This is a genomic window from Bacillus sp. ISL-4 (assembly GCF_018613275.1).
Classification (GTDB): Bacteria; Bacillota; Bacilli; order Bacillales; family DSM-1321; genus Peribacillus; species Peribacillus simplex_E.
Window position 1 is genome coordinate 124,536 of the sequence record NZ_JAGGQN010000013.1, and the last position, 15,425, is coordinate 139,960.

A 15,425-nucleotide genomic window follows, 5' to 3' on the forward strand; every position below is an offset into this window, starting at 1 on the left:
TGTTTTTCACCTCCTTGTGATTATAGAGTGTGTTAAAACACATGGCTTCATTCGTACAATTTTATTGGTAATTACAGGATATTAAAATAAGTCTTCCATCGCTTCTTCCTTATCGAAAGTCTGACCAGGTTTAACCGTTAATATTTCTGTTTCGGAGACCGCTTTTTCAATCAAGGATTCAAAGTCGACGAAGCTTTCATAGTAATTGACTTTTTCACGTTTCGGTTTCGTTTTTGGGCTTGCCGGCGTAAAGACCGTACAGCAATCCTCGTAGGGCAGATTGGATATTTCAAAAGTATCAAGCTCTCTTGCAATTTTGATGATTTCTGTCTTATCCATGGTAATCAGCGGACGCAGGATCGGTGTATTCGTCACCTCATTGATAGCAAACATGCTGCTCATCGTCTGGCTCGCAACCTGTCCAAGGCTTTCACCGGTAATCAGTGCCATGGCTTCTTCCTTTTCACGGATTCGATCGGCGACCCGCATCATTAAACGCCGGGTTGTAGTCATTGAGTAGTTTTCCGGGATTTGTTTTTGAATCAATAATTGGATTTCCGTAAATGGAACGATATGCACTTTCATGCTTCCATTTATTTCCGCAAGCTTACCTGCCAAATCAATGACCTTTTGACGTGAACGTTCGCTTGTGAACGGAGGGCTGTAAAAATGGATCGCTTCCACGTCCAATCCTCGTTTCATCGAAAGGAATCCCGCAACAGGGCTATCAATCCCGCCTGAAAGCATCAGCATCGCCTTCCCGCTTGAACCGAATGGAAGACCGCCTGCCCCCTGGATGATTTCACCTGTCAAATACACGGCTTCGCGTCTCACTTCCACTAGCAGGTTCAAATCAGGGTTCTTCACATCCACTTTTAAATCTTCTGTATTTCGAAGTAAATGCCCGCCGATTGCCCTGTTAATTTCATCGGTATTATATGGAAAATCCTTATCCGCGCGTTTTGTCGTGATTTTGAACGTGTTCACCTCTTCAAGAGTATGATTAAGATAATACAATGCTGCCGTTTTCATCACTTCAAGATCACGCTCTATTTTTATTGCAGGGCTTAATGACTGAATCCCAAATATGCCTTTCAACCGCTCAATGACAGGCTTATGGTCCGCACCGTTCAGGAGAACGTACATCCGCTCCCGGTTGGCAGTAAGCACTACGCCTTCTATATCTTTTAAACTCCAGCGGATATGTGCCTTCATTTTGTCTACAAAGCCTTTACGGTTTCTTTTTTTCGTGGAGATTTCTCCATAGCGGATAATTATATGATCAAATTTCATTTTGCAACCCTCATTATTTTTTCTAAATTAGCGACTATTTTCTGTATCGCCGCCAGAACATGCTTTGTTTCTTCCATTTCATTGCTATAGGTAGTACTGATTCGGATGACGCTTTCGGAACGGGCTGAATTATGGAACATCGCATCCACCGTTTTGCTTACCGTCCTTTTTTTCGAAGAACAGGCACTGGTCGTCGAAACATATATTCCTTCAGATTCTAGTGCATGCAGCAATACCTCGGATTTAAGCCCTGGAACGGAAAAATTCACAATATGGGGTGCCCCCTCTTCAGGACTGTTAAGCAGTACCCCGTCCATTTCCTTCAACCCTTTATATAAATATGTTTTGATTTGCTGCAGCTTATCATGATACAGCAATTGATTGTTCATACTAATACGCAAAGCCTTCGATAGGGCGACGATTCCCGCAACATTTTCGGTGCCGCTCCTGATTTTCATTTCTTGATTGCCACCATGGAAAAGCGGATCGACCCGAACGCCTTCACGAACATAAAGGATGCCCGTCCCCTTCAAGCCGTGAACCTTGTGGCCGGAAATTGTACATAAATCCACATTGGCTTCACGCAATGATAATGAAACTTTGCCTGTTCCCTGTACATTATCGACATGAAAGAGCACGTTTGGGTATTGTTTTAACAATTTGCCAATTTCAGCAATCGGCTGTATCGAGCCAACTTCATTATTAACATGCATGACAGAAACCAAAATGGTATCTTCCCTCAATGCTTCCTTAAGATCCGTTACATCGATTTGCCCAAATTGGTTAACGGGAAGATATGTGATCTCAAAGCCCATTTTCGTCAATGATTGGCATGCATCTTCTACAGAAGGATGTTCAATCGCTGTCGTGATTATGTGTTTGCCGCGATTTCCCTGAGAGTGGGCGGCCCCTTTAATGGCAAGATTATTTCCTTCCGTACCCCCGGAAGTGAAATATATTTCCGAACTCTTCACCTTTAATAAATCAGCGATCTGCTTTCTTGCAGCGGTAAGCAGTTTTTCGGATTGCACCCCAAGTCCATGAAGCGAAGAGGGGTTCCCGAAATAGTCCGAAGTAACCTTCATGAATGATTCGATTACTTCGGGATATGGTTTTGTTGTTGCACTATTATCAAAATAAATCATGGGTTCACCTTCCATGTTTTTGTATCTATGATGGTCACTCTACTAAATATAAGTTTCATTGTTGCTGTTGCAACTTCTAATATTAACATAATTGAATTTGAAAGAGAATGTAAAACACTGGTCCACTGAATGATAGGAGACCTGCTTCTTTTTATTCCTGCAGAATGATTTAACTTCCCGGCTAGTCTATTCAGGGTCCTGTAAAAGAAAAAAACCCGCCATGGCGGGTTTTTTAGGAAAGGACTTCTTCTATGTTCGCCCCGATTTTTTGTAAACTGCCTGGGTCGACCTTTTCTATGGCCGTGGCTGCCGTTTCCAATGCGGCTTGATATTCGTAGCTTCGGAATTTGGCCTCGGCCTCCCTAAGACTCTCGGCAACCATTTCGTGACTGCTACGATAGCGATTTCCGAATTGGATCACCTTTTCGGCCAAATACATATGTTCGATCAATTCACTGGCTTTTTCGTGGACCCTATTCACCTGTTGAACCGCCTTTTCCAAATAAATATAAACAACGGCCATGTCAAGCGGCTTTTCTTCAAGTTTCCCCTGAACGTCATCCATGCTTTCTTTGGCGTCCTGAAGCACCACTTTATACTCTTCTGGAAGACCTGGAATATTGCTTTTGGCAATTAAACGTCCAGTATCGACCATTTTGCGTTTCAATTCGGCCAATGCATCCCTGGCATCCATTTCATCTTTTCGTAAAGCCTGTAATTTAAGGGTAAAGTCTTTCTGATTTTCCTGTAATTCCTTCAACTGTGCCTCCAGCCCCTGCATCTCTTCGCTGATAAGGGAGCTTGCCATCACATTATCCTCCATTTTCAAGACGAGCAATTGATGGCGTTTCGAAATCTGGGCAATCTGCTTTTCCATTTTCCGTTGTGCATCGAGCTCATTTTCCGTCAAGTGATATGTGTGTTGAACATGTATGGTTTCAACTTTAAGTTTATCGTTTTCATATTCAAGGTCACTTAACGTTTTTCTGAGAACTTCATCATTTTTCAAGATATACTGTTTTGAAAGTACTTCTTTTTCCAAAAGGTCATAAAGCACCTCAATGCTTTCACGCATTTCCTTAATGCCCTTTTCCACGGCTTCCGTTTCGGCATTTTCCAATTGTGTTTTATATAGTTCCAGTTCTTCCTCAAGCCGTGATATTTCCAGCTCGAATTGGATATGGGTCAACAGATAACCTTGTCCTGACATCTCCTCATAACCATCCTTCAATTCATGAAGCTGGGAATGCAGCTCTGATTGGCTATCTACCAATAATTTTGGGAGCATTTCCATTTTAACTGACAGAACCGCCAATTTTTCCTTAATGGATAGAACAAGCTCCCTCGCATTCAAATAATTGCCGTTCACGGTCTCTTCTTCATACTTTTGGAGGATTTGCACTACTTCATCCAAGGAATTTTCCAGCTTATCAGCCGCTTTCCCATAATTATGCCTGTGAGCAAGCAGGGATTTCTTCAATTGACGATAGGATTCTTTGATATCCTCAATTTCCAATCGATTCTTTTCCTCACTGCCTACAAGTTCATTCAGTTCGTATAAGATCTTTTTGATCATTTCCTCGATTTCATTCAGCTTGACTGTAATTTTGCGCTGTACCTCTTTTGATCGGCTGAAACGGTATTTATCAACCAATTCCTCGGCATCGAATAAAAGCTCTTCGACTTCGGGCATATGATCCGTAATGATGGCGTCCCATTCAATGCGCCAGTTTTCGAACATTTCCTCTGTTTCACCTGTCATGTTCAATTGTTTGACTTTAGAAAGCTCTTCCAGCACGGGGCGGTGCATGATGCTTATTTTCCAGGATTCCAGTCGATCGATTTCTTTAAAATATCTCTTTTTGAAAAAATAACCCCAAATGATGAAAATCAAAATTAATACAATTACCCCAATTATGTAATCCATGGTAAGCCCCCTGTTCTAGTCCTTACAGTCTTGCTCGTTTATATCAATTTTAAAAATGTTAAATTTAATGCTTTTATGATACCATGTTAGCAATAATTTTTGACGAGAAAAATGATTTTTTTGTAGAAAATTGCTACAAATACCTGTTTTTTGGGAGGGAAGAACCATGAAAGTTGACGGTCATGTGCACACTCCGTTTTGCCCACACGGCTCTACGGATAAATTCGATGAATATATTACGCGGGGAATCGAGCTAGGATTAAAGGAAATCACATTTACGGAACATGCTCCATTGCCACGAAATTTTCTAGATCCTACGCCTGAAAAAGACAGCGGCATGGACGCTGCCCTGCTCCTGGATTACTTTCAAGAGCTCCGCGTACTGAAAGAACGCTATAAAGACAAAATCCTGATCAAAACAGGCCTCGAGGTTGACTTTATAGAGGGGTATGAAAATGAAACAAAAGCATTCCTCGACGAAATCGGAGAATTCCTTGATGATAGTATACTTTCCGTCCACTTCATCAAACATCAAAACAGTTGGCATTGCATCGATTTCAGCGATAATGGGTTTGGTGAGATTGCCACTGAACTAGGTTCAGTGGATTCGGTTTATACCAAATATTACGATACACTGGAAAAATCAATAGAAGCTGATTTAGGCATATATAAACCAAAACGGATCGGGCACATTACGCTTGTCCATAAGTTCCAGCATCGATATCCGCCGGCATCAAGTTTTGACGAGCGGGTTTACAAGGTTCTCGACATGATTAAGGATCAAAGGTATGAACTAGATTATAATGGAGCCGGGCTTGTAAAGCCGCTATGCGGTGAGCCCTATCCTCCTGAACGATTTGCAAAACGTGCTTTAGATCTCGGAATTCCGCTTATTTACGGTTCCGATGCCCATCAGGCTAAAGATTTGGGTCAGGGCCATCAGGCACTGATTGCAGGTTTTAAAGGGTAACTCATGTATACACTTCAGGCCGGCCGGCTAACAGTGGCTGTAAGTCTTCGGCAATGAAAAGGGTATTTTGCAGAAAACGTCCGACTTCATTGGCATAAATATTCGTGTAATAGGCTTCCTGCGGGAAGACATGAAGCACATCCATCGCATAATGAGTATGCAGGACAGGGGCCGTCAATAATCCCTTCAACTGCAGCATATACATGGGAACGGAGACCTGCTGGAAACTCCTGCTCTTGATTCCTTGTTCCAAAATATATTGAAAATAAGACTTTTCCTTAGTAAAATAAGTCGAATGAATTTCGCGGTTTAAATTGGAATCGAGTGAAGATTCTCCATATATGAACCGTGCAGCAAGGAAGTTTTCCCTCTGGAAAGCAAGAATTTCCTTTACAAGATTCATCAAGCAATGCTGCGGGCCTTTAAGTTCGAGCAATGTCATGTTCTTATCAAGGACCAGGATATACTCTTCTAAATAGGAAATGAAACAGAATTCCAGCAACCCCTGTTTATTCTTAAAATAGTAGGCAATATTTGCAGCGTTCACTTTCGCTTTATTCGCAATATCCCGTATGGATGTAGCATGATAGCCTTTTAAATGAAATAAATGCAATGCAGCTTCCACAATGGCTTGTTTCGTTGGCGTCTGGCGATTCATTTAGGCAATCCCTCGCTTTCTTTGAGACAAGTCTTGTGGACTACTTCTTCACGGAAGAGCCTGAATCCTTTAGTAAGTTCTCGACAATTTCCCAACAATAAAGCATCATGATTAGATAGTGCTGTAAAAATATGCGGAAGACAGGTGAACGCTTTTGTTTAATGTCGAAATGTATCAAGGAAAAAAAGAAAAAAACTATGAACTGGTCCAAAAACAACTACTTGCATTAATCGAAGATGAAACGAACCAAATAGCCAATTTAAGCAATGCGGCAGCTTTACTTAATCTTTTTCTCGATGAGATTAACTGGGTAGGCTTTTATTTATATGAAGAAGGCCAATTAATTCTAGGACCCTTTCAAGGTCTTCCAGCCTGTGTCCGCATCCCAATAGGCAAGGGCGTATGCGGGACTTCAGCGGCAACTGAAAAAACCCTGCGCGTAGAGGATGTCCACCAATTCCCTGGACATATCGCCTGCGATGCGGCATCAAGATCTGAAATTGTCATACCGCTTATGAAGGATGGCAAATTGCTCGGTGTCCTCGATATCGACAGCCCGATAACGGACCGTTTTGACGAAATGGATCAGCAAGGACTGGAAAAGTTCGCTGATATCCTTTCCAATCATCTATAAAGTAAAAGGGAGCTGCAAACCTTGCCTGCTCCCTTTTCCAATACAGGACCCGTTGTACATGTACCAGGTCCTTTCCTGAATTTTTCGCAATATAAAATCCCTCATCGACCCTTTTGACATTTTAAGCAAAGAATGAACCACACCCATGGCATAGGCACCCAAGAAATGTCTCAAACCATCCATAATTTTTGTAAGCATTATTCATAATGCTTACAATGGAAAAAACCTCTCTATAAATTGCATTTTTTTAATATTTTGTATTTTCATGCCGTGATTCTCTTTATCCATTCCTTAATAAATCACAACTGTCCTTGACTCATTGAGCAGAATATTATACAATACTCCTTGTGTAAAATATTGCAGCCTATGTGACAGCCTTTATGTTCTCATTTTGTTCCTCAATACAGAGGTGTATCTCGTAACTCTCTGCTGCTAGGGCGAAGGTACATGAAAACAAAATGGTCATGATCGTACATTCACACGGTTTTTATTTTACCAAAATAAAAACATTTAAAGGAGGAGTCATCCTATGGCTCGTTATACTGGCCCAAGCTGGAAACTATCCCGTCGTTTAGGAATTTCCCTAACAGGTACTGGTAAAGAATTAGAAAAACGCCCTTATGCTCCAGGACAACATGGTCCTAACCAACGCAGAAAAATTTCTGAATACGGAATGCAACTGCAAGAGAAACAAAAACTTCGTCACATGTACGGAATCACTGAACGTCAATTCCGTTCAATGTTCGACCGCGCTGGCAAACTTAAAGGTGTTCATGGTGAAAACTTCATGATTCTTCTTGAATCACGTCTTGACAACCTAGTTTACCGTCTTGGTTTAGCTCGTACACGTCGTCAAGCTCGTCAACTTGTTAACCACGGTCACATCACTGTAGACGGAAGCCGCGTAGACATTCCATCTTACAAAGTGTCTCTTGGACAAACAATCGCAGTTCGTGAAAAATCACGCAACTTCTCAATCATCAAAGAATCAGTTGAAGCAACTAACTTCGTTCCTGATTTCCTTACTTTCGATGCTGAGAAATTAGAAGGTACTTTCACTCGTTTACCAGAACGTTCTGAATTGCCTGCTGAAATTAACGAAGCTCTTATCGTTGAGTTCTACTCTCGTTAATAACTTCAAAAAACCTCATCCTTGGATGGGGTTTTTTTTACACCTAAACACCCTTGCATGACAAGGCCCGGCTGGGATTCAGCCGGGCCTTGAACAATCATTTCACTAATGTGTATTTCTTCTTGCCGCGACGAACGAGGATGAACTCCCCTTCAATCTTGGCAGTTTCCGTCACTACATACTGCAGATCAGTCACTTTCTCCCCATTAATGGAGATTGCCCCATTCTGAATATCTTCACGGGCTTGACGCTTTGATGGCGAAATTTTCGCTTCAACGATTAAATCGACCAAACCGATATCTTCTTTGCTTTCACGTTCGAAGCTAGGGACATCTTTAAAGCCCAATTTGATTTCCGCTGCACTTAAATTCTTCACCTCACCGCTGAATAGGGCTGCAGAGATTTTGATTGCTTGGTCAAGAGCTTCCTGACCATGAATCAAACGGGTCATTTCTTCCCCTAAAGCTTTTTGGGCTTTACGCAAATGCGGTTCGGACTGTACGGATTGCTCTAACTCTTCAATCGCCTCACGAGATAGGAATGTGAAGAATTTCAGGTATTTCACGACATCAGCATCGGCTGTATTGATCCAGAATTGGTAAAATTCATACGGAGTCGTCTTTTCCGGGTCAAGCCAAATCGCTCCGCCTTCCGTCTTACCGAATTTCGTTCCATCCGCTTTCGTTACGAGCGGGATCGTCATACCGAATGCTTTAGCATTCTCATCATTGGATTTCCTGATCATTTCAAGACCGGTCGTAATGTTGCCCCATTGATCACTGCCGCCAATTTGCAATTTACAGTCGTAATTGCTGTATAAATGACCGAAATCAATTCCTTGTAAGATCGTGTACGCAAATTCAGTAAAGGAAATTCCCGTATCCAAGCGGGAAGCAACCGTATCTTTTGCCAGCATGTAGTTAATGCCGATGTATTTCCCGTAATCACGCAAGAATGTAACCATATCGATTTTACCTATCCAGTCATAGTTATTTACCATGACCGCACCATTTTCACCGTCGAATTCAAAGATGTGGGATAGCTGCCCTTTTATGCAGTCTGCATTATAAAGCACTTTTTCCAGAGTTTGCAGCTGGCGTTCCTCTTTTTTACCGCTTGGATCACCAATAAGTCCAGTCGCACCGCCTACTAGCACAAGTGGACGATGACCGTGCTGCTGGAAACGGCGCAATGTCAAGAATGGCAATAGATGTCCGATGTGCATACTATCCGCAGTTGGATCGACACCACAGTATAAAGAAATTTTTTCTTTTTCTAAAAGGGCCTTAAAACCCTCTTCATCCGTTTGTTGATAAATAATCCCTCTCCACTCGAGGTCTTTAAGCAATTCCATTAAATATTCCTCCTCCATCTTAGAAAAAACCCGCAAAAAGCACACAAAAACGCCCCTTCATAAATATGAAGGGACGAATGAATTCGCGGTACCACCCAACTTGAGGACATAATATGCCCTCCGCTCAAGACGAATAACGGCCGTCAACCGTTTCCTGCTACTAATCATTTCACAGCAAATGCTCAAGGAAGTAATTCATCATACCATTTGTACCGATTTCCACTAACCACCGGCTCTCTGAAACAGGGATAGTCTGACTACTGGGTCCTATCATCGCGATCATTTAATCATTTTATTATTGTTAATAAACTTTTATCATACATAAGAATCCTTGTCAACATCACCCTTACAGATTCTAGAAAAATAAGAAAGATGCCCTTTCCCCTACCTGTTATATGCTATAATATATGTGATTTCAGGGGGTATGATACGATGAATAGTAATCAAAAAGATAGATTTCAAGCATTATGGAAGCAGTTGACCCATTTTTTTCAAAATGAAAAAACACATAAGAACGCGCGGGTTACATACCAAGTCATTTGGAATTTAACGCTTATCCTCATTATTGTCGGGGTTCTAGGATTCTCATTCGCCGGCGGCGTCGGAGCCGGCTATTTCGCTGCCCTCGTCAAAGATGAGCCGGTACGCACAAAAGAAGATTTAAAAAAAGACATTTACAATTATGAAGAGACCTCTGAAGTATACTTTGCTGATGACGTATACTTGGGCAAGCTTAAGAGTGACCTTGAGCGTGAGGAAGTGTCCATCGATAAAGTTTCCGAGTATCTTAAAAATGCAGTCATCGCTACAGAGGATGAATATTTTTATGAGCATGACGGAGTTGTCCCGAAAGCCATCCTGCGTGCCGTTTACCAGGAATTTTCGAATGCAAGCGTCCAATCGGGAGGAAGTACATTAACACAGCAGCTCATTAAAAACCAGGTCCTCACCAACGAAGTATCATTTGACCGGAAAGCAAAAGAAATCCTTCTTGCGCTACGGGTCGAAAAGTTCTTTGAAAAGGAAGAGATTTTGGAAACCTACCTAAACGTCTCCACGTTGGGACGAAATTCTTCCGGTCGGAACATCGCTGGAGTCGAGTCGGCTGCTGAAGGTATTTTTGGCGTGGAGGCCAAAGATCTGACTCTGCCCCAATCCGCTTTTATTGCTGGATTGCCGCAAAGCCCTTTCGGTTATACACCATATACCCAGCAAGGAAAACTGAAAGAAAATCAAGAACCCGGCATCAACCGGATGAAAACCGTTTTAAAGCGGATGTATAGTAACGGATACATAACAAAAGAAGAATATGATAAAGCAAGAACATACGACATAACAAAAGACTTTATCGGTAAAACGGAGATGCCATCCGAGAAATATCCATGGCTCACCTATGAAATTGAAAAACGCTCCATTGAAATCCTATCTGTCAGTCTCGCAAAAGACGATGGATATGAAGAGAAAGATTTAGAGAATGATGATTTAAAAGAACAATATGTAGCACTTGCTGATCGTAAGCTGCGTCAAAACGGCTATCAGATTTATACGACAGTCAATAAAAAGATTTATGACAAAATGCAGGAAGTAACGAAAAACTATCCGAATTACGGATACGATAAAGCGGGTGAGCCCGTTGAAGCCGGTGCCATTCTAATCGAAAATAAAACAGGAAAAATCATCAGTTTCGTAGGCGGCCGTGATTTCAAGCGGGAACAGACGAACCATGCCACCTCATCACTGAGATCAAACGGATCAACGATGAAGCCGCTGCTCGTATATGGTCCAGGTATTGAGTTAGGAAAAATCTCACCTGGAAGTGTATCAGCCAACGTACCGATTTCCATCCCCGCAGGAAAAATGTGGCGTCCAGGGAACTATGGGGGCGGAAGCTATACGGGGGTAACGACCGCACGCGAGGCCCTGAAGAATTCCTATAATATCCCGGCAGCGCTCTTTTACATGAAAATAATCAACCAAGGTCCAGCTTCCTATTTGGAAAGAATGGGCTTCACAACAGTGACGAAACAGGATTACTCTAATCCTTCCATGTCACTGGGAGCTATGTCAAAAGGTGTAACCGTTGAAGAAAACGTCAATGCATTTGGCACATTTGCCAATTCAGGGGAATTTGTCGATGCCTATATGATCGATAAAATCGTATCGAAAGATGGCAAGGTCATCTATCAACATAAAGTGAAACCAGTGGATGTTTTTTCACCACAAGCCGCTTACCTGACGCTTGATATGATGCGTGACGTCGTAAACAGCGGGACGGCCGCTTCGGTCAGGAACCGCCTTGCTTTCTCAAGTGATTGGGCTGGTAAAACCGGGACTTCACAAAACTATCAGGACGCTTGGTTCGTCGCAACCAATCCAAATGTATCATTCGGAACATGGCTGGGTTATGACACACCGAAATCCTTGCAAGGGACCTACAATGGTCTGGAATATAATAAACGTAATATGTATTATTGGGCAGATCTGATCAATGGCGCATACAAGGTCGATCCTAAACTCATCGACCCCGATAAGCGATTTGAAATGCCGGGCGGAATTGTCAGCCGTTCCTTCTGTGGCGTTTCAGGACTGCTGCCTTCAAGTGCATGCCAAAAGGCTGGTCTTGTTAAATCAGATTTATTCATCGCCAAATATGCTCCATCCAGGGCGGATGATAGTTTCATAGACGGACAATATGTATCAGTCGGCAGCAAACGCTACGCAGCCCTTCCGCAAACGCCTGGCGAATTCACGAGCGGCGGGTTCATGTTGAATCCCGATTCCTTTGCAGATATCGGACTGAAATATGTCGATGACCCGGGATCCGTGATTCCTGGAGGCGAAAGATCAGGAAATGTCGTCGGGGCGAAAGCGAAATTGAATGATAATGGCAAAGCACCAGATCCCCTATCCATAACGATCAGTAACGATAAGATTACATGGGGCCTGCATCATGAAGGAGATGTCGTCGGTTACCGTGTCTATAAGGACGGCAAAAAAGTGGCGAGCATCAATGCTGGTGGGAGTCTTGTTTACAAAGTCGGCTCAGGCGGTTCCTATTACGTAACGGCCGTAGACATAGTCGGTAAAGAATCAGCCCCTTCCCAACGTGTTGAAAGCGGCGCTAAAAAGACAGGTTCAAAAGAAGATTCCGCAAAAAATAAAGATGATCGCGGAAAAGATAAAGTAGCTAACGAAGATAAAAAACCAGACACAAAAGAAGAGAACGGTTCAGATAAAGATAAAGATAAAGATAAAGAACCAGAAAAAGAACCAGAAAATGAAACAAATAAAGATAAAGAGCCAGCCCTAGACAAAGATCAAAACAAAGAAAATACTGATAAAGAAAATCAAGAGACTGACAAAGATCAAGACACAGTCAACGATCAAGACACAGTCAATGATAAAGAGCAAGACACAGTCAATGATAAAGAGCAAGACACGGATAAAGCTGAAGAAGAGGAAGAATGACACTCTTTCTTGAACTAAAACAGGCTGTCGGGTTAGCCCGACAGCCTGTTTCCTTATAATCTCCCAAAAAGGCATCCATGAAAGTGACAATGGATGCCTTTTCCTTTTCAATAATCAGCATGACTCAGTTTCTCAATCCTCCATCGATGATAAATCACCAGTTGGCAAATCAAGTTCCCAAGCTTTCAGGACACGGCGCATGATTTTACCGCTTCTTGTTTTAGGAAGTTTATCCCTGAATTCAATTTCACGAGGTGCCGCATGTGCTGCTAGACCATGCTTTACAAATGTACGAATTTCCTCAATCAACTCATCGTTTGCATCGTATCCGTCACGAAGGGCGATAAACGCTTTGATAATTTCCCCCCGAACCGGATCCGGCTTACCAATGACCCCCGCTTCAGCTACGGCTGGATGCTCGACCAACTTGCTTTCCACTTCGAAAGGTCCGACTCTCTCCCCTGCCGTCATGATGACATCATCAACACGGCCTTGGAACCAGAAATAACCATCTTTATCCATATATGCGGAATCCCCGGACACATACCAATCTCCTGGCATAAAGTAAGATTCATATTTCGCTTCATTCTTCCAGACGGTCTTCATCATCGAAGGCCAGCCTTTCTTGATGGCAAGGTTCCCCATTCTATGCGGTGGAAGCTCGTTGCCTTGGTCATCCACTATTGCCGCCTTCACACCAGGAATCGGTTTACCCATCGAACCCGGTTTGATTTCCAGGCAAGGATAATTGCAGATGACCTGAGCCCCGGTCTCCGTCATCCACCATGTATCATGGATACGGTGATTGAATACCTTCATTCCCCAGCGCACCACTTCCGGGTTCAACGGTTCGCCGACACTTAAAATATGGCGGAGAGTGCTTAAATCGAACCGCTTAACGATTTCGTCACCTGCGCCCATCAGCATCCTGAAGGCCGTCGGGGCACTATACCATACCGTGACACCAAAGTCTTCCAAGGTCTTGTACCAGGATTCAGGCTTGAACCGCCCGCCTACAATGACATTCGAGGTCCCTGTCAGCCAAGGTCCAAAGATCCCGTAAGACGTCCCTGTCACCCATCCAGGGTCCGCTGTGCACCAATACACGTCCTCATCCTGCAAATCAAGGACCCATCTTGCCGTTTGATAATGCTGGATCATCGCATTATGAACGTGAAGCACTCCTTTTGGTTTACCTGTGGAACCGGAGGTATAGTGAAGAATCAGACCGTCATTCCGATCCACCCATTCAATTTCGAATTTTTTGTCGGCTTCTTTTAATTTTTTATTGAAGTGATAGTACTTTCCTTCTTCTTTTATATTTTCCCCCACCAAGAAAATATGCTTTAAATGGGGTAGCTCATCCACTGGGACGCGCGGCAAAAGTTCAGGTGTCGTCACAATCACACTTGCCTCACTATCTTCAAGACGATCCCTTATTGCGCCTTCCATGAAGGCTTCGAACAACGGCCCTACGACCGCTCCCGTTTTAATCGCACCCAACAATGCAAAATAAAGCTCAGGGGAGCGAGGCATGAAGATGAAAACACGATCACCTTTTTCCACATTGGCAATGTTCTTGAACACATTGGCCGCTTGATTCGTATAATCTTTCATTTCCTTGAATGTATACTTTTCGTTTCTTTTATCGTCTTTGTAATAAAGGGCTACTTTATTCTTTTTGTATGTTTCGGCATGGCGGTCAATTGCTTCATGTGCAAGATTCACTTTACCGGTTTCAGACCAGGAGAATTCCTTTTCCGTCTCAGACCAGTCAAACTTCTTGTATTTTTCATCATAATTCTTTAAATTAAAATTACCTTCCACCACTGGCAACGCTTTCACATTCATACGACAAACTCCCCCTTCATTCGGCTCTATATTTTTATTATAGTATAAGAGGACAATTTTCTCAATTTTTAAAATATTAAACACTTCCATATTAGGGAAAATCCAGCTTGCTGAATTTTGAAAATTACAAGTATGTTATAGTTAAGGTAAATTCATGTTGATGGTTCGGAAAGAAGAAGCACTGTAACAAAAGATTCATATATGTATTGAACTTTCTAAATTATGCCCCTTGTTTTTATGTATAATTTATTTAAGCTTTCCATTCGGTCAGTTTTTAAAAGCAACGCTTCTTATACTTCGGAATGCTAGAGTGTAAGATTACTACATAACAAGGGTGGTGAAAGAATGGAATATAATAAGACCTTTTATACTAAGGAACTGCAGACATTAAGCGGGACGCTCATCATCGAAGGGCCGTTGAACGGCGAAAAAATGTCCGCTTATGAGTTTCACGAAGACTTGGTCGCCTTTCGCCCTCCTGCTTTGCAGCATAAAGCGTTAATAGAGATTGCAGACTTACCTGAGGGCAGGATCTTTATCGCCCGTGAAAATGAAACGATCGTGGGTTATGTAACTTACTTATATCCCGATCCCTTGGAGCGCTGGTCGGAAATTAAGATGGAGGACTTGATTGAGCTTGGTGCAATCGAGGTCATCCCTAAATACCGGGGTGCCTCCGTCGGGAAGAACCTGATCCGCCTTTCCATGGAAGACGATTCGGTTGAAGATTTCATCATCATCACCACTGAATACTATTGGCATTGGGATTTGAAAGGGACAGGTCTGAATATTTGGGACTATCGCAAGGTCATGGAAAAAATGATGAGTGCGGGTGGCTTGGTCTACTTTGCAACAGATGATCCTGAAATCAGTTCCCACCCGGCCAACTGCCTGATGGCCCGTATCGGCAAAAGAGTGCCGCCGGAATCCATCCAGAAGTTCGACCAGTTGCGTTTTATGAATCGGTTTATGTATTAAAGAGGCGAGTAAGAG

At 42.7% G+C, this 15,425-nt stretch carries 11 protein-coding genes and 1 other annotated feature; of the genes, 5 read left to right on the plus strand and 6 right to left on the minus strand.

The window, feature by feature from the left end; all coding sequences use genetic code 11:
• Positions 1–81: 81 nt before the first annotated feature.
• The 3 genes from thiI to ezrA form a co-directional block, all read right to left on the minus strand.
• Positions 82–1,293 carry a tRNA uracil 4-sulfurtransferase ThiI gene (gene thiI, locus J7J00_RS12305; RefSeq protein WP_214790982.1) on the minus strand — a complete coding sequence of 404 codons (1,212 nt, stop codon included), beginning with the start codon at positions 1,291–1,293 and terminating at the stop codon, positions 82–84.
• Positions 1,290–2,438 (minus strand): cysteine desulfurase family protein, encoded by a 1,149-nt coding sequence (locus tag J7J00_RS12310; protein ID WP_214790984.1) that lies wholly within the window; start codon positions 2,436–2,438, stop codon positions 1,290–1,292. The genes thiI and J7J00_RS12310 overlap by 4 nt, the downstream gene beginning before the upstream one ends.
• A 232-nt stretch (positions 2,439–2,670) precedes the next feature.
• Positions 2,671–4,365 (minus strand): septation ring formation regulator EzrA, encoded by a 1,695-nt coding sequence (ezrA, locus tag J7J00_RS12315; RefSeq protein WP_214790986.1) that lies wholly within the window; start codon positions 4,363–4,365, stop codon positions 2,671–2,673.
• A gap of 166 nt (positions 4,366–4,531) precedes the next feature.
• Between ezrA and hisJ the strand changes: the two genes are divergently transcribed.
• Positions 4,532–5,335, plus strand: coding sequence for a histidinol-phosphatase HisJ (gene hisJ, locus J7J00_RS12320; RefSeq protein WP_214790988.1), 804 nt, complete (start codon positions 4,532–4,534; stop codon positions 5,333–5,335).
• A gap of 1 nt (position 5,336) precedes the next feature.
• Here hisJ and refZ read toward each other — a convergent pair whose 3' ends face one another.
• Positions 5,337–5,993 carry a forespore capture DNA-binding protein RefZ gene (refZ, locus tag J7J00_RS12325; protein ID WP_214790990.1) on the minus strand — a complete coding sequence of 219 codons (657 nt, stop codon included), beginning with the start codon at positions 5,991–5,993 and terminating at the stop codon, positions 5,337–5,339.
• A gap of 154 nt (positions 5,994–6,147) precedes the next feature.
• Here refZ and J7J00_RS12330 point away from each other — a divergent pair, with 154 nt between their 5' ends.
• Both J7J00_RS12330 and rpsD read left to right on the plus strand, forming a co-directional pair.
• Positions 6,148–6,627 carry a GAF domain-containing protein gene (locus J7J00_RS12330; RefSeq protein ID WP_214790992.1) on the plus strand — a complete coding sequence of 160 codons (480 nt, stop codon included), beginning with the start codon at positions 6,148–6,150 and terminating at the stop codon, positions 6,625–6,627.
• A gap of 529 nt (positions 6,628–7,156) precedes the next feature.
• Entirely contained in the window at positions 7,157–7,759 is a 603-nt protein-coding gene (gene rpsD / locus J7J00_RS12335; RefSeq protein ID WP_063232686.1) for a 30S ribosomal protein S4, read from the plus strand.
• Positions 7,760–7,856: 97 nt separating this feature from the next.
• Here rpsD and tyrS read toward each other — a convergent pair whose 3' ends face one another.
• Positions 7,857–9,113 (minus strand): tyrosine--tRNA ligase, encoded by a 1,257-nt coding sequence (gene tyrS / locus J7J00_RS12340; protein WP_214790994.1) that lies wholly within the window; start codon positions 9,111–9,113, stop codon positions 7,857–7,859.
• A gap of 66 nt (positions 9,114–9,179) precedes the next feature.
• Positions 9,180–9,396 (minus strand) — a binding site (T-box leader).
• A gap of 149 nt (positions 9,397–9,545) precedes the next feature.
• Between tyrS and J7J00_RS12345 the strand changes: the two genes are divergently transcribed.
• The gene (locus J7J00_RS12345) at positions 9,546–12,581 is read left to right on the plus strand and encodes a transglycosylase domain-containing protein (protein WP_214790996.1); all 3,036 of its coding nucleotides are present in this window, start codon (positions 9,546–9,548) and stop codon (positions 12,579–12,581) included.
• A 132-nt stretch (positions 12,582–12,713) separates the two neighbouring features.
• On the opposite strand, the gene acsA is transcribed toward J7J00_RS12345, so the two are convergent.
• Entirely contained in the window at positions 12,714–14,432 is a 1,719-nt protein-coding gene (acsA, locus tag J7J00_RS12350; protein WP_214790999.1) for an acetate--CoA ligase, read from the minus strand.
• A gap of 345 nt (positions 14,433–14,777) precedes the next feature.
• Here acsA and J7J00_RS12355 point away from each other — a divergent pair, with 345 nt between their 5' ends.
• Positions 14,778–15,410 (plus strand): GNAT family N-acetyltransferase, encoded by a 633-nt coding sequence (locus J7J00_RS12355; protein WP_098369934.1) that lies wholly within the window; start codon positions 14,778–14,780, stop codon positions 15,408–15,410.
• Positions 15,411–15,425 lie beyond the last annotated feature (15 nt).

Bases quoted from the DNA above. Each gene is read 5' to 3' on its own strand.
- refZ (WP_214790990.1), bottom strand. From the start codon at position 5,993: ATGAATCGCCAGACGCCAACGAAACAAGCCATTGTGGAAGCTGCATTG.
- hisJ (WP_214790988.1), top strand. From the start codon at position 4,532: ATGAAAGTTGACGGTCATGTGCACACTCCGTTTTGCCCACACGGCTCT.
- ezrA (WP_214790986.1), bottom strand. From the start codon at position 4,365: ATGGATTACATAATTGGGGTAATTGTATTAATTTTGATTTTCATCATT.
- tyrS (WP_214790994.1), bottom strand. From the start codon at position 9,113: ATGGAATTGCTTAAAGACCTCGAGTGGAGAGGGATTATTTATCAACAA.
- J7J00_RS12355 (WP_098369934.1), top strand. From the start codon at position 14,778: ATGGAATATAATAAGACCTTTTATACTAAGGAACTGCAGACATTAAGC.
- rpsD (WP_063232686.1), top strand. From the start codon at position 7,157: ATGGCTCGTTATACTGGCCCAAGCTGGAAACTATCCCGTCGTTTAGGA.
- J7J00_RS12310 (WP_214790984.1), bottom strand. From the start codon at position 2,438: ATGATTTATTTTGATAATAGTGCAACAACAAAACCATATCCCGAAGTA.
- J7J00_RS12345 (WP_214790996.1), top strand. From the start codon at position 9,546: ATGAATAGTAATCAAAAAGATAGATTTCAAGCATTATGGAAGCAGTTG.
- acsA (WP_214790999.1), bottom strand. From the start codon at position 14,432: ATGAATGTGAAAGCGTTGCCAGTGGTGGAAGGTAATTTTAATTTAAAG.
- thiI (WP_214790982.1), bottom strand. From the start codon at position 1,293: ATGAAATTTGATCATATAATTATCCGCTATGGAGAAATCTCCACGAAA.